Raw genomic sequence first — 13,891 nt, forward strand, 5'->3', positions numbered from 1 at the left:
CACAGCAGTACGGTCTGAAACTCTTGACCACGCAAAATCTTGTGTCACGTTCAAAGCCAAGAGCATCTTTTAGCGTCACCCCCAAAATGGCGGTACGCACTTGGAGTTGAGGATGACCGTACTGCATCAAAGTGCCACGACAAGCCGTCAGCACCCCCTCGACATGCTGGAGCATGCCGTAGAGGAACATGGCTGGGCTTTCGAACGTATGGGCAATGATGAAATGAGCCTGTCGGTCGCCGGACACTGGTCGGACCATCATTTCAACATCACCTGGTGCGACGAGCTGCAGTCCTTGCACATCTCCAGCGCCTTCGACATGCGGGTGAAGGGCGATGCGCATCAGTTCGATATTGCCTCGCTCCTGATGTACGTCAACGCACGGCTATGGATCGGCCATTTCGACCTGTGGCCCGAGGATGGCAGCATTGTCTTCCGTCATTCGATGATTTTCCCCGAGGCTCATGTCAGCGTGGCGCAGTGTGAGACATTGCTGAACCTCGCGCTTGAGGCGTGTGAACATTATTATCCTGCTTTTCAGTATGTGCTCTGGGGCGGCAAAACCGCCGAGGAAGCCGTGGCGGCCGCGATTCTGGAGTGTGCCGGCGAAGCTTAAACATCCTTGAGCACGGCAATCGGGGGGCACTTGCCCCCCATTTAGGACGTGAAAGATGAAAGCTCCGATAGTGTTGATTGGCGCCGGCCGGATGGGCGGGGCGCTCGCCAAGGGCTGGCTTGACGGCGGGCAAGGCCCGGTGATTGCGGTTGAGCCCCACCCGACACCGGCACTGAAAAAGCTCACCAAACTCGGCCTGACGATTGTGCCCGGCATTGATGCCCTGCCCAAACGCAAATTCCGCGCCTGTGTCGTGGCGCTCAAACCCCAGGTGCTGAAGCCCGAAGTAGCGGCACTGGCCCCGCTTGCGGCTAACGGTCAGCTGATGCTGTCGATTGCGGCGGGCATCAACACCGGCTTTTTGCAAAAAGCCTGGGGCCGGGACGCCCACATTGTCCGCGCTATGCCCAACACCCCTGGCGCCATTGGCCAGGGTATTACCGGGCTGTTCGCCGCCAAAACCGCCGAAAAGAAAGACTGCGGGCTGGCGGAAAAGCTGCTTTCAGCCTTGGGCCAGACCGTCTGGGTCGAAAAGGAACGGCTGATCGATGCCGTGACGGCAATTTCCGGCTCGGGCCCGGCCTATGTTTTCGCACTGGTCGAAGCGCTCACCGCCGCCGCCATCAAACTGGGTCTGTCCGAAAAGCAGGCGGAGCAGCTGGCCCGTGCCACGGTGACCGGTTCGGGGGCGCTGCTGGCCGCCGATACCAAACCTGCCGCGCAATTGCGCCACGATGTCACCAGCCCGCACGGCACCACCGAGGCGGCAATTCATGTACTGCTGGCCCGTGGCGGACTGATGCCGCTGATCGCGGCCACCACCAAGGCGGCGCAGAGACGCTCCAAAGAGCTGGGCGCACAATAAGGTAAAAAAAACAAAAGGCCGCAGCGATGCGGCCTTTTTCTTTACATCCGCATGGGGCGTTTTACGCCACCACGGCAGTATCGCTACCCTCGGTTGGATCGCGCAGCACATAACCACGCCCCCACACCGTTTCAATATAGTTTTCGCCGTTGGTCGCCGCCGCAAGCTTCTTGCGCAGTTTGCAAATAAAGACATCAATAATCTTCAATTCGGGCTCGTCCATGCCGCCATAGAGATGGTTTAGGAACATCTCCTTGGTTAGCGTCGTGCCCTTGCGCAGGGAGAGCAGCTCCAGCATCTGGTATTCCTTGCCGGTCAGATGCACGCGCTGGCCATCAACCTCGACCGTCTTAGCGTCAAGATTGACGGTAAGCTTACCGGTGATGATAACGCTTTGCGAATGCCCCTTGGAACGGCGCACAATAGCCTGAATGCGGGCGACCAGTTCGTCTTTATGGAACGGCTTGGTCATATAGTCGTCGGCACCAAAGCCGAGCGCCTTAACCTTTGCCTCGACGATCGCATTACCCGACAGAATCAGTACCGGCGTCTGCACTTTGGCTACGCGCAGGGATTTGAGCACTTCAAAACCGCTCATATCCGGCAACTGTAAATCGAGCACAATGATATCGTAATCGTACAGCTTACCCAGATCGACCCCTTCTTCCCCAAGGTCGGTGGTGTAAACGTTGAAACCTTCCGAACGCAGCATCAATTCGATGCTACGGGCCATGGCGTCATCGTCTTCGATTAGGAGCACGCGCATTTTCCGTATCCTCTGCCCGTGATGGCAAGCCGGCACTTGCCTTGTTTTTTTCAAACTCCACGCGTTTGCAACTAACTGATACAAAGGTAAACTTAAATAGTTAACGCCAACCAGTGCAAGAATTAAGTGATTAAAACATATCTTAACAGCACAACCAAGACGAAAAACTATTCCTAGTACAATTATTTCGACCCCTACAGTTTACCCATGGGAAAGGCTTTTTGTTCATGATGTGCCTTCCACTGGGGGCCAGGATCGCGCCGTAACGGCTGGATCAGGGTAACGCCCGGGGGGATATCAGGGTTATCGATGCTGGACTTATACGAAGAAATTAATGCCATACCGGTCTTACGTCGTTTCGGTCATGTCGACCGAATCGAGGGCTTGTTGCTGGAGATCACCGGGGCGTCCGGGGCCACCAGCATGGGTGGCCAGGTCTGCATAACCCCTGGAAAAGGCAAGAAAATTCCCTGCGAAGTGGTTGGCTTCCGGGATGGCCGGGCGCTGGCCATGCCGCTGGGGGCGCTCGACGGGCTGCCCCTGGGCGCGCGGGCCGATTTTGAGGAAAGCGTCGCCGCGATTTACCCCACGCAAGACTGGATGGGCCGGGTGCTGGACGGATTCGGCAATCCGTCGGACGGGCTTGGCGCCCTGCCCCGCGGCCATAAGGCCTATCCGGTCAAGGCCCCGCCGCCGGCGGCGAGCAACCGCAACCGGGTCGGCGGTAAGCTGGATCTGGGCATACGCGCGCTCAACACCTTTGTAACCTGCTGCGAAGGCCAGCGTATGGGCATCTTCGCCGGTTCAGGTATCGGCAAATCGACCCTGATGTCGATGATGGCGCGCAACACCACCGCCGACGCCATTGTCATTGCGCTGGTCGGTGAACGCGGCCGCGAGCTGAAAGAATTTATCGAGGATGATCTTGGCCCCGAAGGCTTAAAGCGTTCGGTGGTGGTGGCCGCCACGTCGGACGAGCCGCCGCTGGTGCGCCGTCAGGCCGCCTATGTCGGCATGAGTGTGGCCGAAGCTTTACGCGATCAGGGCCTGCATGTGCTGCTGCTGATGGATTCGGTCACCCGCTTTGCCATGGCGCAGCGCGAGATCGGCCTGTCGGCGGGCGAGCCGCCAGCCTCAAAAGGCTACACACCAACGGTTTTCGCCGAATTGCCCCGCCTGCTGGAGCGGGCTGGCCCCGCCCAGACCGGCTGCAAAGGTTCGATCACCGGGCTGTTCACCGTGCTGGTTGAAGGCGACGATCACAATGAACCGGTTTCTGATGCGGTGCGCGGTATTCTGGACGGGCATATCGTGCTGGACCGCACCATCGGCGAGCGGGGCCGCTATCCCGCCATCAATATTCTGCGTTCTGTCAGCCGTACCATGCCGGGCTGCAATACCAAGGAAGAACGCGACATGATCCGCCGCGCGCGCGCTGTGATGTCTGTCTATGAAGACATGGCCGAGATGGTGCGATTAGGGGCGTACAAAAGTGGCACCAACCCGGAAGTTGATGAGGCCGTGCGCCTGCATCCCGAGCTGGAAAACTTCCTTGGCCAGGCCAAGGATGACCACATTACACTCGCCGATGGGTATCAAGCGTTGGGTAGGATACTCGGTACCAATCCAGTCGGGAAAGGTAAGCCGAAATGAAACGCCAAGACACACTGATCCGTTTGCGGAAATTCCGCGTCGACGAATTGCAGCGTCGCATGGCGGCCATCAATGCCATGCAAACCGATGTCGAAAAAAAGCTCTCGGATCTAGAAGAAAGCGTAACGCGTGAAAAACAACGCGCGAGCGACAGTGATATCGGACGGCTGGCCTTCCCATCCTTCCTGCGCGCCATTGATGTGCGCCGGGATAATCTGAACAACACGTTGCAGGAAGTCTCGCGCGAGCGCACGGCCTGTCAGGACGAACTGACCGACGCCTATCAGGATCTGAAAAGCCTGCAATTTGCCTATGAGCAGCAGGAAAAACGTATGGCCGAAGCCGAAAATCGCCGGGCGCAAAGCCGGCTCGACGAAATGGCCCTGGTGCGCCACTTACGCAAACATCCCACCCGCGGCAGCCGCGACGGCGTATAGTTCTCAAAGGCCGGTACCGCGGCTAAAGCGTATAGTTTAGAGCCCACGCCCACCCAAGGCGATGGCCCCCCGCGCATCTGGCATAAGCGAATGAGACCGCCCGCCACGGCAAAGCCGTGGCGGATGCGAGCGATTTAACGCAATGACGGCGCGGTCTCGCTGGACTTTTTAGTTGGGGAACGCATCAGCAATTCTGCCAGCGCATCCACCGCCATCGCCGCCGGGCTTTGCGGGGCGATTTCAATCAGCGACTTCTGACGCCGCACGGCCTCGACCACCTTGGGATCGTCCGGCACGAAGCCGAGATAATCCGGCGTGGTGCGCAGGAAGGTGCGGGACGCGGTTTTTAAGGCTTCAGCGGTGCGTTCGGCTTCGTTCGCATTAGACGCACGGTTGACAATCAATGACGGCATCCGCCCACCGGTGCGCCGCGCCATCAGTTTGACAAAGGCATACGCATCGGTGATCGCCGCCGGATCGGGATTGGTCACGGCCAGCGTATCATCAACGCCTGCCGCAATCGCCATGGTGCCGGGGCCAACCCCCGCCCCCAGATCGATCACCACGCGGTCATAGCCGTGCGAACTGAGCAGTGTACTGACCAAACGCTCGGCAACCTTTTCGCCCGCATCGGCAAGCTGGCCTGAACCGGCTGGCGCCGCCAACAGATCAAAACTCGAAACATTGCCGGGGACATGAACAATGGCATCGGCAAAGCTGAGCCGACCCGACAACAGCGCAGGCAGATTGCCGCCGCTGGCCAGCCCAAGCTGCACCGAGGTATTGGACAGGCCAAGATCGGCATCGCACACCAGTACCTTTTCACCGCGACGGGCAAAACATTTGGCAAGAGAGAGCGAAATAAAGGTTTTACCCGTTCCGCCTTTGCCGGAACCGATCGCCGTCAGGCGGGGAGCCTTAAAACTCATTGTACGCTCTCCTCTTCATTTTCGACCAACAGCCGCGCCAGAATTAACGGGGTCAAGGCATCAAGCCCGGCTGCAACAAAGGGCGAACGCGTCGTCTGGGCCAAACGCAGGCCCTCACACATTGCTACCCCGGCCAGCGCGCCAAAACGGCGGGCCAGATCCAGTTGCGTCACTACCAGACGCGATACGCCAATCCGCCCCAAGGCAGCTGCGATCTCACAGATTTCCTCACCATCGGTCATGGCCGAAACCACGCCAATCGCCTCGACATCGGCGATTTGGGCCAAGGTTCTCATTGCCTCAGCCGCTTTTGTTTGGCGGGGATCAAACCCCGCAGTATCGACAATGGTCAGATGACCACGGCCCAGCGCTTCGTGGATGCGCCGATCCAATTGCGCCGGCGTTGCTGCCGACATAATTTCAACCTTAAGATGCTCTGCAAAAGCGCCCAGACGCGCCACGGCGCCCGCACCTTCCGTATCAGCCCCGATCAGGGTCACGGCCCGCCCGGCCAGCTGCGCATGGGCGGCAAGCTTGGCAACCGTCGCGGTCTTACCGACGCCGCCAAGGCCGAGCAGGAGTAAGGCCTGGGCCGCGGTAAAGTCAATCGGTGCCGCCTTCATGCGCGCATCAATGGCCGCAGCCAAAGCCAGCGTCATATCATTAATGCCGGTACTGGCGCTTTTTTCTGCCAGCGCATGGGCCAGCCCATCGGGCAAACGGTGGTGCGCGAAAATCGACAGCAACTCGCCCCGGTCGAAACGGCGGCGGCCCCGCTTTGGCGGCTTCTGGCGGATCACACGCACTTCGGCCTCAGGCTGCGGCGGCGGAACCGTCAGCGCGGCTTCACCCGGCGGTGCGTTTTCCCAAATATCACCCAAAGCTTCATCAGAAAAAGCCATCTCGTCGAGCACATCGGATTCGTCAAGCGCAGCGCGCACGATCACGCTGCCATCGGCGGCAGTTTCACTGGAGATAATGACAGCATCAGGACCCATTTTTTCGCGCACATCGGTGAGCGCGTCTTTCATGCCCCGAGCCTGAAACGTTTGCAATTGCACCATTACCCCCAATCCCGGCTGCGGGTGCCAAACACGGGCAAACACGCATGACTAAGCGCTGGAAGAGTGCGCGCGTACGACCAAACCAATCTCATCAAATCTGCCCCATGGTACGCAACCGGATAGACGCGTGAATTTCGCTTTGGCTCATCACCACCGTCTGTGGCCGGAAGCGTTCGATGATGGAACGTACAAAGGGGCGAATCTGCGGACTGGTCAAGAGTACCGGAATATCGTTTTTCTTGCTCGCCTCCTCAAAGCGATCACGCACGGCCTGAATGAACTGCTGTAACTGGCTTGGAGCCATGGCGAGCTGACGTTCTTCGCCCTGACCAACGATGGATTCTGCGAAAGCCTGCTCCCATCCCGGCGACAGTGCCAAAATCGGCAGATACCCGGCAGGCGATATATTGGCGTGGCACAACTGACGGGCCAGCCGCGTGCGCACATGTTCGGTGATATACAGCGCGTTCTTGGTATGACCGATGGCTTCGGCAATGCCTTCCAGAATGGCAGGCAGATCGCGGATCGACACCCGTTCGCCGAGCAAGGTTTGCAGCACCCGCTGAATACCGGAAATCGAGATCTGCGACGGCACCAGTTCTTCGACCAGTTTTTTCTGATCGGCAGGCATATCGTCGAGCAGCTTCTTGGTTTCGGCAAACGACAACAGTTCCGCCATGTTCGCCTTGATGACTTCGGTCAGATGCGTCGTCAGCACCGTGCCGGGATCAACCACGGTGTAGCCACGGAACGTCGATTCCTCGCGCAGCGCTTCGCCGACCCAGGTGGCTGGCAGACCAAAAGCCGGTTCGGTGGTGCGCGTGCCGGGCAAATCGACCGGAGCCCCGCGCGGATCCATCACCAGAAGCTGTCCGGGATACAGTTCGCCCTTGCCGGTTTCGACTTCCTTGATGCAGATGCGATAGATATTTTGCGGCAGCTGCATATTGTCGAGAATACGCACCGCCGGCATGACAAAGCCCATATCCTGCGCAATCTGGCGGCGCAGCGCCTTGACCTGATCGGTCAGGCGATGGCCCTTGATCTCGTTGATCAGCGGCAACAAACCGTAGCCCAGTTCGATGCGCAACAGATCGAGGGCCAGTGCCGAGGAAATCGGCTCCTCCTTGGGGGCGGCATCGGCCTTGGCCTTTTCGGCATCGACCGTAGCCTTTTGCTCTTCCCCGGCCTTCTGCTTGTAGGACGACCACGCCAGCGAACCGATGGCCGCCGACAAACCGGCAAACACCAGGGTCGGCATACCGGGAAGCAGTGCGAGGATGCCCATCACCGCCGAGGCCATACCGAGCGATTGCGGATAGAACGACAATTGCCGCATCAGGGCCTTGTCGGTCGAGCCTTCAACGCCCGCCTTCGACACCATCAGACCGGCGGCCGTCGACACAATCAGCGACGGCATCTGACTAACCAGACCATCCCCCACCGACAACAAGGTGAAGGTGTGCGTGGCATCGGCGAAGCTCATACCATGCTGCACCACCGCCACGATGATGCCGCCGACGATGTTGATGCCGACAATCAGCAGGCCCGCAATGGCATCGCCACGGACGAATTTGGAGGCACCATCCATGGCACCGAAGAAATTCGATTCCGCTTCGAGATCTTTACGCCGCTGTTTAGCGACCTTTTCGTCAATCAGACCGGCGGACAGATCGGCGTCGATGGCCATCTGCTTGCCCGGCATGGCGTCCAAATTGAAGCGGGCGGCCACTTCGGCAATACGACCGGAACCTTTGGTGATAACGACAAAATTCACCACCACCAGGATCGCAAACACGATCAGGCCGATGACGAAGTTGCCCTGCATGATGAGCTTGCCGAAAGCCTCGATGACATAGCCTGCCGCTTCGGTGCCGGTGTTGCCGTTGGCCAGGATCAGCCGGGTGGACGCCAGATTAAGCGACAACCGCATCATGGTGGTGATCAGCAACACCGCCGGGAACGAACTGAATTCGAGCGGGCGCTTGACGAACACCGCCGTCATCATGATGACGATGGAAAAAGACAGCGAAAAGGCCAGCGCAATATCCAGCAGCCAGGTCGGCAGCGGCAGGATCAGCACCACCAGAATGGCCATCATGCCGATGGCCAGCCCCAGATCATTGCGCTTGAGATAATCGACGAAGCTGCCCGCACCCGACAGCAGACTGACCACAGCCCCCGGGCCAGCCGGCACCGACGCCGCAGCTACCCCAGCAGCGCCCTGAACGGGGGCTGCTGCTTCAGTCGGATTGGGGGTAGCCTCGGCCATGGCTTACTTATCCCGCTAATCTTTGGTCGTTCGGCTGAGGAACAGCCAGCCCGGCCCCGGCATATTCCCTGAGCTTGTTACGCAGCGTGCGGATCGAAATTCCCAGAATATTGGCAGCATGGGTGCGATTACCCAGACAATGATCCAGCGTCGACAAGATCAGATCACGTTCGACCTCGGCCACGGTACGGCCAACCAGCGAATTGGTCACCGAGGCAGCCGTCTCCACCGCAGCCCGCACCGGCTGGGGCAAATCAGTGCCCGCCGCCATGACGGTGCCGACCCGCGTGCCATCCGGCAGACGGATGGCTTCGGGACCGATGGTATCGCCCGAGGCCAGCAGCACCGCACGATGCATGGTGTTTTCCAGCTCGCGGACATTGCCCTTCCACGGGTGACTGGCCAGCAGCCTTTCGGTCTCGGCCGCAATGGGACGGAACGGCACGCCATTGGCCTCGGCATATTTGCGGGCGAAATGGCGGGCAAGGGCCTGAATATCCCGCGGCCGGTCGCGAAGCGGCGGCACACAGAGATTGACCACATTCAGCCGATAAAGCAGGTCTTCGCGGAAGGTGCCCTTGCGCACTTCGTCAGCCAGATCGCGGTTTGATGTCGCGATGATGCGGATATCGACCCGGACCGGTTTGGTGCCGCCAACCCGGTCGATCTCGCGTTCCTGAATCGCGCGCAGCAGTTTGGCCTGCAGGCGGGCGTCCATTTCGCTGATTTCGTCGAGCAGCAGGGTGCCGCCATTGGCTTCTTCAAATTTGCCGATGCGCCGGGCGATGGCACCGGTGAAGGCACCCTTTTCGTGGCCGAACAATTCGGATTCGAGCAGATTTTCCGGAATGGCCGCACAGTTGACCGAGATAAACGGCTTATCGGCGCGGCTCGATTTACGATGCACATAACGCGAAAGCACTTCCTTACCAGTGCCGCTTTCGCCGGTCAGCAGGATCGAGGCATCCGACGGCGCCACCTGATCGGCCAGCGCAATAACGCGGGCCATCGCATCATCTTCATAGATCAGGGGGTGGTTTTCATCGGCCACCGCCGCCAGAACCGCGGCGATCAGCTCAGGATCGGGCGGCAGCGGCAAATATTCTTTGGCGCCAGCCCGGATGGCTTCGACGGCCCGGCGGGCATCGGTGCCGATACCGCAGGCAACCACAGGGGTGCAAATGCGTTCAGCCGCCAGTTCCTGAACCAGCTGGCCGATATTCTCGCCAATATCGCACAGAACCAGATCCGCCCCTTGGCCATTACGCAGCGTAGCCAGCCCCTGCTCGATATCGTTGGCATGGGTTACCTTGGCGCCACGATCCATAGCGATCTTCGAGGCGGCACCAATCTGGCCCTGCAGGCTGCCAATGATGAGTAAGCGCATTTTATTCTCCCGTGCCGACCGCACTCAAACCACGATATGGCTCGAAGGCGGATCGTAAGACCGGCAGTACCCTATAGTGTACCACGGATAAAGCCCTGACTTCGTTATGACAAATTTCGTTACCAACGATGCCGGAACTGTCCAGATCCGACGGTTAGGATTGGCCGGACTTGATGATTTCCGTCATTGTGACACCAAGACGCTCCTCCACCAACACAACTTCACCACGCGCCACCAGGCGGTCATTGACGTAAATATCGATGGCTTCGCCGACCTTGCGGTCAAGCTCGACCACCGTGCCCTTGCCCAGCTTCAGCAAGTGGCTGACTTCCATCGCCGTCTTGCCCAATACGGCAGAAACCGTAACCGGCACGTCAAACACCGCTTCCAGATCCTGCGCGCTACGCTTGACATCATCGTCTTTGATCGATGAACCGGTCAAAAGCGGCTGACCGCTGGCACCCTCTGCATCCTGAGAGAGGTCCGGCAAATCTACATCGTCATTTCCCGCCATGACTTATCCTTTCACTCACCGGTCTGTTTGCGCGCAAACCGGCGCTCAATAATATCCGCAATCGCAGTCTCAACCGCTTCGAGGTTATGCTCGAGCCCGCCCCCCGGCCATTCAATCCGGCAGTCCGGCCCGGACAAGGCCGGATCAACCGAAGCGACGAGCTGGCCACTATACCCTGCCGATTGGGCAATCTCATCCAGCCGTTCGGCCAAAATCTCCACCACGGGGGCCGAGGCCCGCAAAACCAGCTTAGGTTCGCCCACCGCCTCGGAAATCGCCGCCCGCAAAGCCTCTTCCACTTCTGCCTCGGGGCAGCTGTCCAGCGCGCCACGGGCCAGTTTCCGGGCCACGACCAGGGCACAATGCACCGCCTCCTGACGGACGTGCTCGATCTCACTGTGATATTTTCCTAAGAGATCACGCACATTACGCCCCAGCACCTCGACCGCCGCCGCCGTCTTTTCAGCAGCCCGGACCTCGCCCGATGTCACCCCCTCCTGACGCGCGGCCGCACACATCTGATTGATTTCGTCCTGCGTCAGACTTTTACGCTGCCGAGCGCGGGCCGTATCCTCGAAGACATCCTGCGTGCCACGGAACTCCGTGTCGAAGGTGAACTTTTTCATGGTTTTGACGACATCAACCATCCTAATACACCAACTCGTCTTCTTCCTGCTTGGACGAGGCGATCATGATTTCGCCCTTGCCAGCCAGCTCCTTGGCGGTATTGACCATGCGCATCTGCGCCTCGTCGACGTCCTTGAGGCGAACCGGCCCCAGAGCCTCCATATCCTCGCGCAGGATTTTGCCGGCGCGCTCGCTCATATTCGAGAAGAACAGATCGCGCAGCTTGTCGTTGGCCCCCTTGAGCGCCAGCGCCAGCTTTTCCTTTTCGACATGGCGCAGCAGAGTCTGGATCGAGCCGGGGTCGAGCTTGCCCAGATCTTCAAAGGTGAACATCAAGGCCTTAATACGCTCGGCCGAGTCACGGTTGCGATCTTCCAGCGATGTCATGAAGCGGGTTTCGGTCTGGCGGTCGAAATTGTTGAAGATTTCCGCCATATGTTCGTGGGAATCGCGCCGCTGGGTGCGCGCCAGGTTCGACATGAACTCGACCCGGAGGGTTTTCTCCACCTTGTCGAGAATATCCTTCTGCACACTTTCCATCCGCAGCATGCGCTGCACCACTTCCAACGCGAATTCATCCGGTAACGCGGCCAGCACGCGGGCGGAATGGTCGGGCTTGATCTTGGACAGCACCACCGAAACCGTCTGCGGATATTCGTTCTTGAGATAGTTGGCCAGCACCACTTCGTTGACGTTGGCCAGCTTGTCCCACATGGTGCGCCCGGCCGGACCACGGATTTCGTCCATGATCTGTGCGACTTTTTCCGGCGGCAGGATGTGCGAGAGCATGCGCTCGGTCGCTTCGAACGATCCCATCAGCGAACCGGTCACCGACATCTGCGAGACGAATTCGACCAGCAGTTTTTCGACCATATCCGCATTGATGGTGCCGAGATTCGACATCGCCTGAGACAGATCCTTGATCTCTTCGTCGTCGAGCGCCTGCCAGATCGGCGCCGAATATTCTTCGCCCAAAGACAGCATAACGATAGCCGCCTTCTCCATACCGGAGAGCTGACCACTCGCTTCGCTTTTGGGGACGGCTTTTGAGGATGAGGCCATGATCTTTTACGACGGTTGGTGGATCCAGTTGCGAATAATGGCCAAAGCTTCTTCCGGATGCGCGTTGACCACTTCGCCAACCTTACGGATGGACGATTCGCGCACCTGGCCTTCGATACGGGAAATATCGATCATGCTTTCGGGTTTTTTGGGCCCCTCCTCGGCCACTTCACCTTCCGCGGCTTCTTCGGCGGCCGCTTCAATCTTGCGGGCTTGCGTGGTGCTGAACATACGGATGATCAACGGGCGCAATACGAACAACCCAATCAGCAATGCCGTCAGAGACAGAATCGCCACTTCGATAATCTTGAACCAGGCCGGACCGTCAAGGCCGAGGAACGGCTCGGCCGCCGCGGTACCAAGCCCGGTATCAACCCGGGCGAACGGCATATTGATGACCTGGACCTGATCGCCGCGCGCCTGATCATAGCCAATGGCCGATTTCACCAAGGCATCGATCTGCTGCATGTCCTTGGCGCTGCGAGGTTTATAGGTGCCATTTTCCGACACGATGCCATCGACCGCCACGGCAATCGACAGCCGTTTGACCGACACCGGATCGTTGGTGTTGGTGCGGGTGACCTTGGAAATCTCGTAATTGGTGGTTTCTTCGGTGTTGCCGGTGGCCGACTGGGTCCCGGCACCGCCCTGAGCCTGTGCGCCTGGCATGGCATTGCCAACCGAGGTGGCATTGGAACGGTCGGTTTCGTTGGAATTGGCCTCAACCGTCGAGGCCGAGCGAACCACCTTAGAGTCCGGATCAAAGGTCTCGCTGGTTTCGCTGACGTGATTATAGTCGATATTGGCAGTGACCTGAACGCGGGCGTGGCCCTGACCAACGACACTTTCGACAATGGATTCAACCCGTTGGCGCAGACGATCTTCAAACGAGGTGGTGTTCTGCTCCTGATCGGCAGCAATGGCATCCGCCCCGGTCTTTTCTTCGCCGCCCGCCAGCAGATTACCCTTATCATCGATAATGGCCACGCGGCCGGGCTTGAGGCCCACCACCGCTGCCGCCACCAGATGCTGGATCGCCCCGACCTGCTCGCGCCCAAGGACGCCGCGGGTTTTGACCATCACCGAGGCCGAAGGCGACTGTGCTTCACGCGAAAAGATTTCGCGTTCCGGCACCACCAGATGCACGCGCACGGAATCGATACCGTCAATGGTATGGATGGTGCGCGCCAGCTCACCCTCCATCGCGCGTAACTTATTGATATTCTGAACAAAAGCCGTGGCGCCAAAGGTGTCTGACTTGTCGAAGATCTCGTAGCCGACACCGGCCGCCGGTAAATTTTCCTGCGCCATCTGCATACGCAGCTTGGTCACCTGGTCGGCGGGCACCAGAATCGTGCTGCCGTCGCCCTTGGTTTCATATTTGATATTGAGCGCGTCGAGCTTGGCCACCACGGCAGAAGCATCGCGCTGCTCGAGCCCGGAATAGAGAATAGATTTCGGTGGTTCTGAGATGGCACCGGCAACATATAAAAAGAAAACCGTCAAAGCCGCGGCAACACCCGCCATGACGCCAAATCGCGCAGCCCCAACCGCTTTGACCCAGTCTTGCACCGCTGTCATCCCCTCACAACCAAAAGGCGAATTACCGAGGGGATGTTACCAACCCTGCGGACCGCTTCGCCTCCACTAGGCAAACATTGCCGCCCATCGGGTAAAAGTCAGCTTAACGAACTAAGAA

13 protein-coding genes are annotated in these 13,891 nt (G+C 59.0%); 4 read left to right on the forward strand and 9 right to left on the reverse strand.

Features of this window, described 5'->3' with window-relative positions; translation table 11 throughout:
• Positions 1-112 precede the first annotated feature (112 nt).
• Together ACZ5RI_RS13450 and proC are read left to right on the forward strand one after the other, a co-directional pair.
• Positions 113-616 (forward strand): type III secretion system chaperone family protein, encoded by a 504-nt coding sequence (locus tag ACZ5RI_RS13450; protein WP_464513713.1) that lies wholly within the window; start codon positions 113-115, stop codon positions 614-616.
• 55 nt (positions 617-671) lie between these two features.
• A complete protein-coding gene (proC, locus tag ACZ5RI_RS13455; protein WP_464513714.1) occupies positions 672-1,481 on the forward strand; it encodes a pyrroline-5-carboxylate reductase in 810 nt (269 codons plus the stop codon).
• Positions 1,482-1,542: 61 nt separating this feature from the next.
• Here the strand turns inward: proC and ctrA are convergent, their stop codons facing one another.
• Positions 1,543-2,247, reverse strand: a complete 705-nt coding sequence (ctrA, locus tag ACZ5RI_RS13460; protein WP_464513715.1) for a response regulator transcription factor CtrA — start codon at positions 2,245-2,247, stop codon at positions 1,543-1,545.
• A 309-nt stretch (positions 2,248-2,556) separates the two neighbouring features.
• On the opposite strand from ctrA, the gene fliI reads away from it, so the two are divergent.
• Together fliI and ACZ5RI_RS13470 are read left to right on the forward strand one after the other, a co-directional pair.
• Positions 2,557-3,900 carry a flagellar protein export ATPase FliI gene (fliI, locus tag ACZ5RI_RS13465; protein WP_464513716.1) on the forward strand — a complete coding sequence of 448 codons (1,344 nt, stop codon included), beginning with the start codon at positions 2,557-2,559 and terminating at the stop codon, positions 3,898-3,900.
• On the forward strand, positions 3,897-4,337 hold the full coding sequence (locus tag ACZ5RI_RS13470; RefSeq protein ID WP_464513717.1) for a flagellar FliJ family protein: 441 nt from the start codon (positions 3,897-3,899) through the stop codon (positions 4,335-4,337). The genes fliI and ACZ5RI_RS13470 overlap by 4 nt, the downstream gene beginning before the upstream one ends.
• A gap of 134 nt (positions 4,338-4,471) precedes the next feature.
• Here ACZ5RI_RS13470 and ACZ5RI_RS13475 read toward each other — a convergent pair whose 3' ends face one another.
• From ACZ5RI_RS13475 to fliF, 8 genes are all read right to left on the reverse strand, one after another.
• Positions 4,472-5,266, reverse strand: coding sequence for a nucleotide-binding protein (locus ACZ5RI_RS13475; protein ID WP_464513718.1), 795 nt, complete (start codon positions 5,264-5,266; stop codon positions 4,472-4,474).
• Positions 5,263-6,297 (reverse strand): flagellar biosynthesis protein FlhF, encoded by a 1,035-nt coding sequence (locus tag ACZ5RI_RS13480; RefSeq protein WP_464513719.1) that lies wholly within the window; start codon positions 6,295-6,297, stop codon positions 5,263-5,265. Before ACZ5RI_RS13480 ends, ACZ5RI_RS13475 begins: the two co-directional genes overlap by 4 nt.
• A gap of 124 nt (positions 6,298-6,421) precedes the next feature.
• Positions 6,422-8,602 carry a flagellar biosynthesis protein FlhA gene (gene flhA / locus ACZ5RI_RS13485; protein ID WP_464513720.1) on the reverse strand — a complete coding sequence of 727 codons (2,181 nt, stop codon included), beginning with the start codon at positions 8,600-8,602 and terminating at the stop codon, positions 6,422-6,424.
• 7 nt (positions 8,603-8,609) lie between these two features.
• Positions 8,610-9,989 (reverse strand): sigma-54-dependent transcriptional regulator FlbD, encoded by a 1,380-nt coding sequence (gene flbD / locus ACZ5RI_RS13490; protein WP_464513721.1) that lies wholly within the window; start codon positions 9,987-9,989, stop codon positions 8,610-8,612.
• 154 nt (positions 9,990-10,143) lie between these two features.
• Positions 10,144-10,503 carry a flagellar motor switch protein FliN gene (gene fliN, locus ACZ5RI_RS13495; RefSeq protein ID WP_464513722.1) on the reverse strand — a complete coding sequence of 120 codons (360 nt, stop codon included), beginning with the start codon at positions 10,501-10,503 and terminating at the stop codon, positions 10,144-10,146.
• Between the two features lie 11 nt (positions 10,504-10,514).
• A complete protein-coding gene (locus ACZ5RI_RS13500) occupies positions 10,515-11,150 on the reverse strand; it encodes a FliH/SctL family protein (protein ID WP_464513723.1) in 636 nt (211 codons plus the stop codon).
• Between the two features lies 1 nt (position 11,151).
• Positions 11,152-12,192: a flagellar motor switch protein FliG gene (gene fliG, locus ACZ5RI_RS13505; RefSeq protein ID WP_464513724.1), complete on the reverse strand. Its 1,041-nt coding sequence runs from the start codon at positions 12,190-12,192 to the stop codon at positions 11,152-11,154.
• A 6-nt stretch (positions 12,193-12,198) separates the two neighbouring features.
• Positions 12,199-13,773, reverse strand: a complete 1,575-nt coding sequence (fliF, locus tag ACZ5RI_RS13510; RefSeq protein WP_464513725.1) for a flagellar basal-body MS-ring/collar protein FliF — start codon at positions 13,771-13,773, stop codon at positions 12,199-12,201.
• Positions 13,774-13,891: the final 118 nt, after the last annotated feature.

The organism is Micropepsis pineolensis, assembly GCF_055392125.1.

Excerpts from the sequence above, each read along its gene's own strand:
- fliI (WP_464513716.1), top strand. The coding sequence starts at position 2,557 with ATGCTGGACTTATACGAAGAAATTAATGCCATACCGGTCTTACGTCGT.
- flhA (WP_464513720.1), bottom strand. The coding sequence starts at position 8,602 with ATGGCCGAGGCTACCCCCAATCCGACTGAAGCAGCAGCCCCCGTTCAG.
- ctrA (WP_464513715.1), bottom strand. The coding sequence starts at position 2,247 with ATGCGCGTGCTCCTAATCGAAGACGATGACGCCATGGCCCGTAGCATC.
- fliG (WP_464513724.1), bottom strand. The coding sequence starts at position 12,192 with ATGGCCTCATCCTCAAAAGCCGTCCCCAAAAGCGAAGCGAGTGGTCAG.
- flbD (WP_464513721.1), bottom strand. The coding sequence starts at position 9,989 with ATGCGCTTACTCATCATTGGCAGCCTGCAGGGCCAGATTGGTGCCGCC.
- ACZ5RI_RS13470 (WP_464513717.1), top strand. The coding sequence starts at position 3,897 with ATGAAACGCCAAGACACACTGATCCGTTTGCGGAAATTCCGCGTCGAC.
- ACZ5RI_RS13475 (WP_464513718.1), bottom strand. The coding sequence starts at position 5,266 with ATGAGTTTTAAGGCTCCCCGCCTGACGGCGATCGGTTCCGGCAAAGGC.
- proC (WP_464513714.1), top strand. The coding sequence starts at position 672 with ATGAAAGCTCCGATAGTGTTGATTGGCGCCGGCCGGATGGGCGGGGCG.
- ACZ5RI_RS13480 (WP_464513719.1), bottom strand. The coding sequence starts at position 6,297 with ATGAAAGACGCGCTCACCGATGTGCGCGAAAAAATGGGTCCTGATGCT.
- ACZ5RI_RS13500 (WP_464513723.1), bottom strand. The coding sequence starts at position 11,150 with ATGGTTGATGTCGTCAAAACCATGAAAAAGTTCACCTTCGACACGGAG.
- fliN (WP_464513722.1), bottom strand. The coding sequence starts at position 10,503 with ATGGCGGGAAATGACGATGTAGATTTGCCGGACCTCTCTCAGGATGCA.
- ACZ5RI_RS13450 (WP_464513713.1), top strand. The coding sequence starts at position 113 with ATGACCGTACTGCATCAAAGTGCCACGACAAGCCGTCAGCACCCCCTC.
- fliF (WP_464513725.1), bottom strand. The coding sequence starts at position 13,773 with ATGACAGCGGTGCAAGACTGGGTCAAAGCGGTTGGGGCTGCGCGATTT.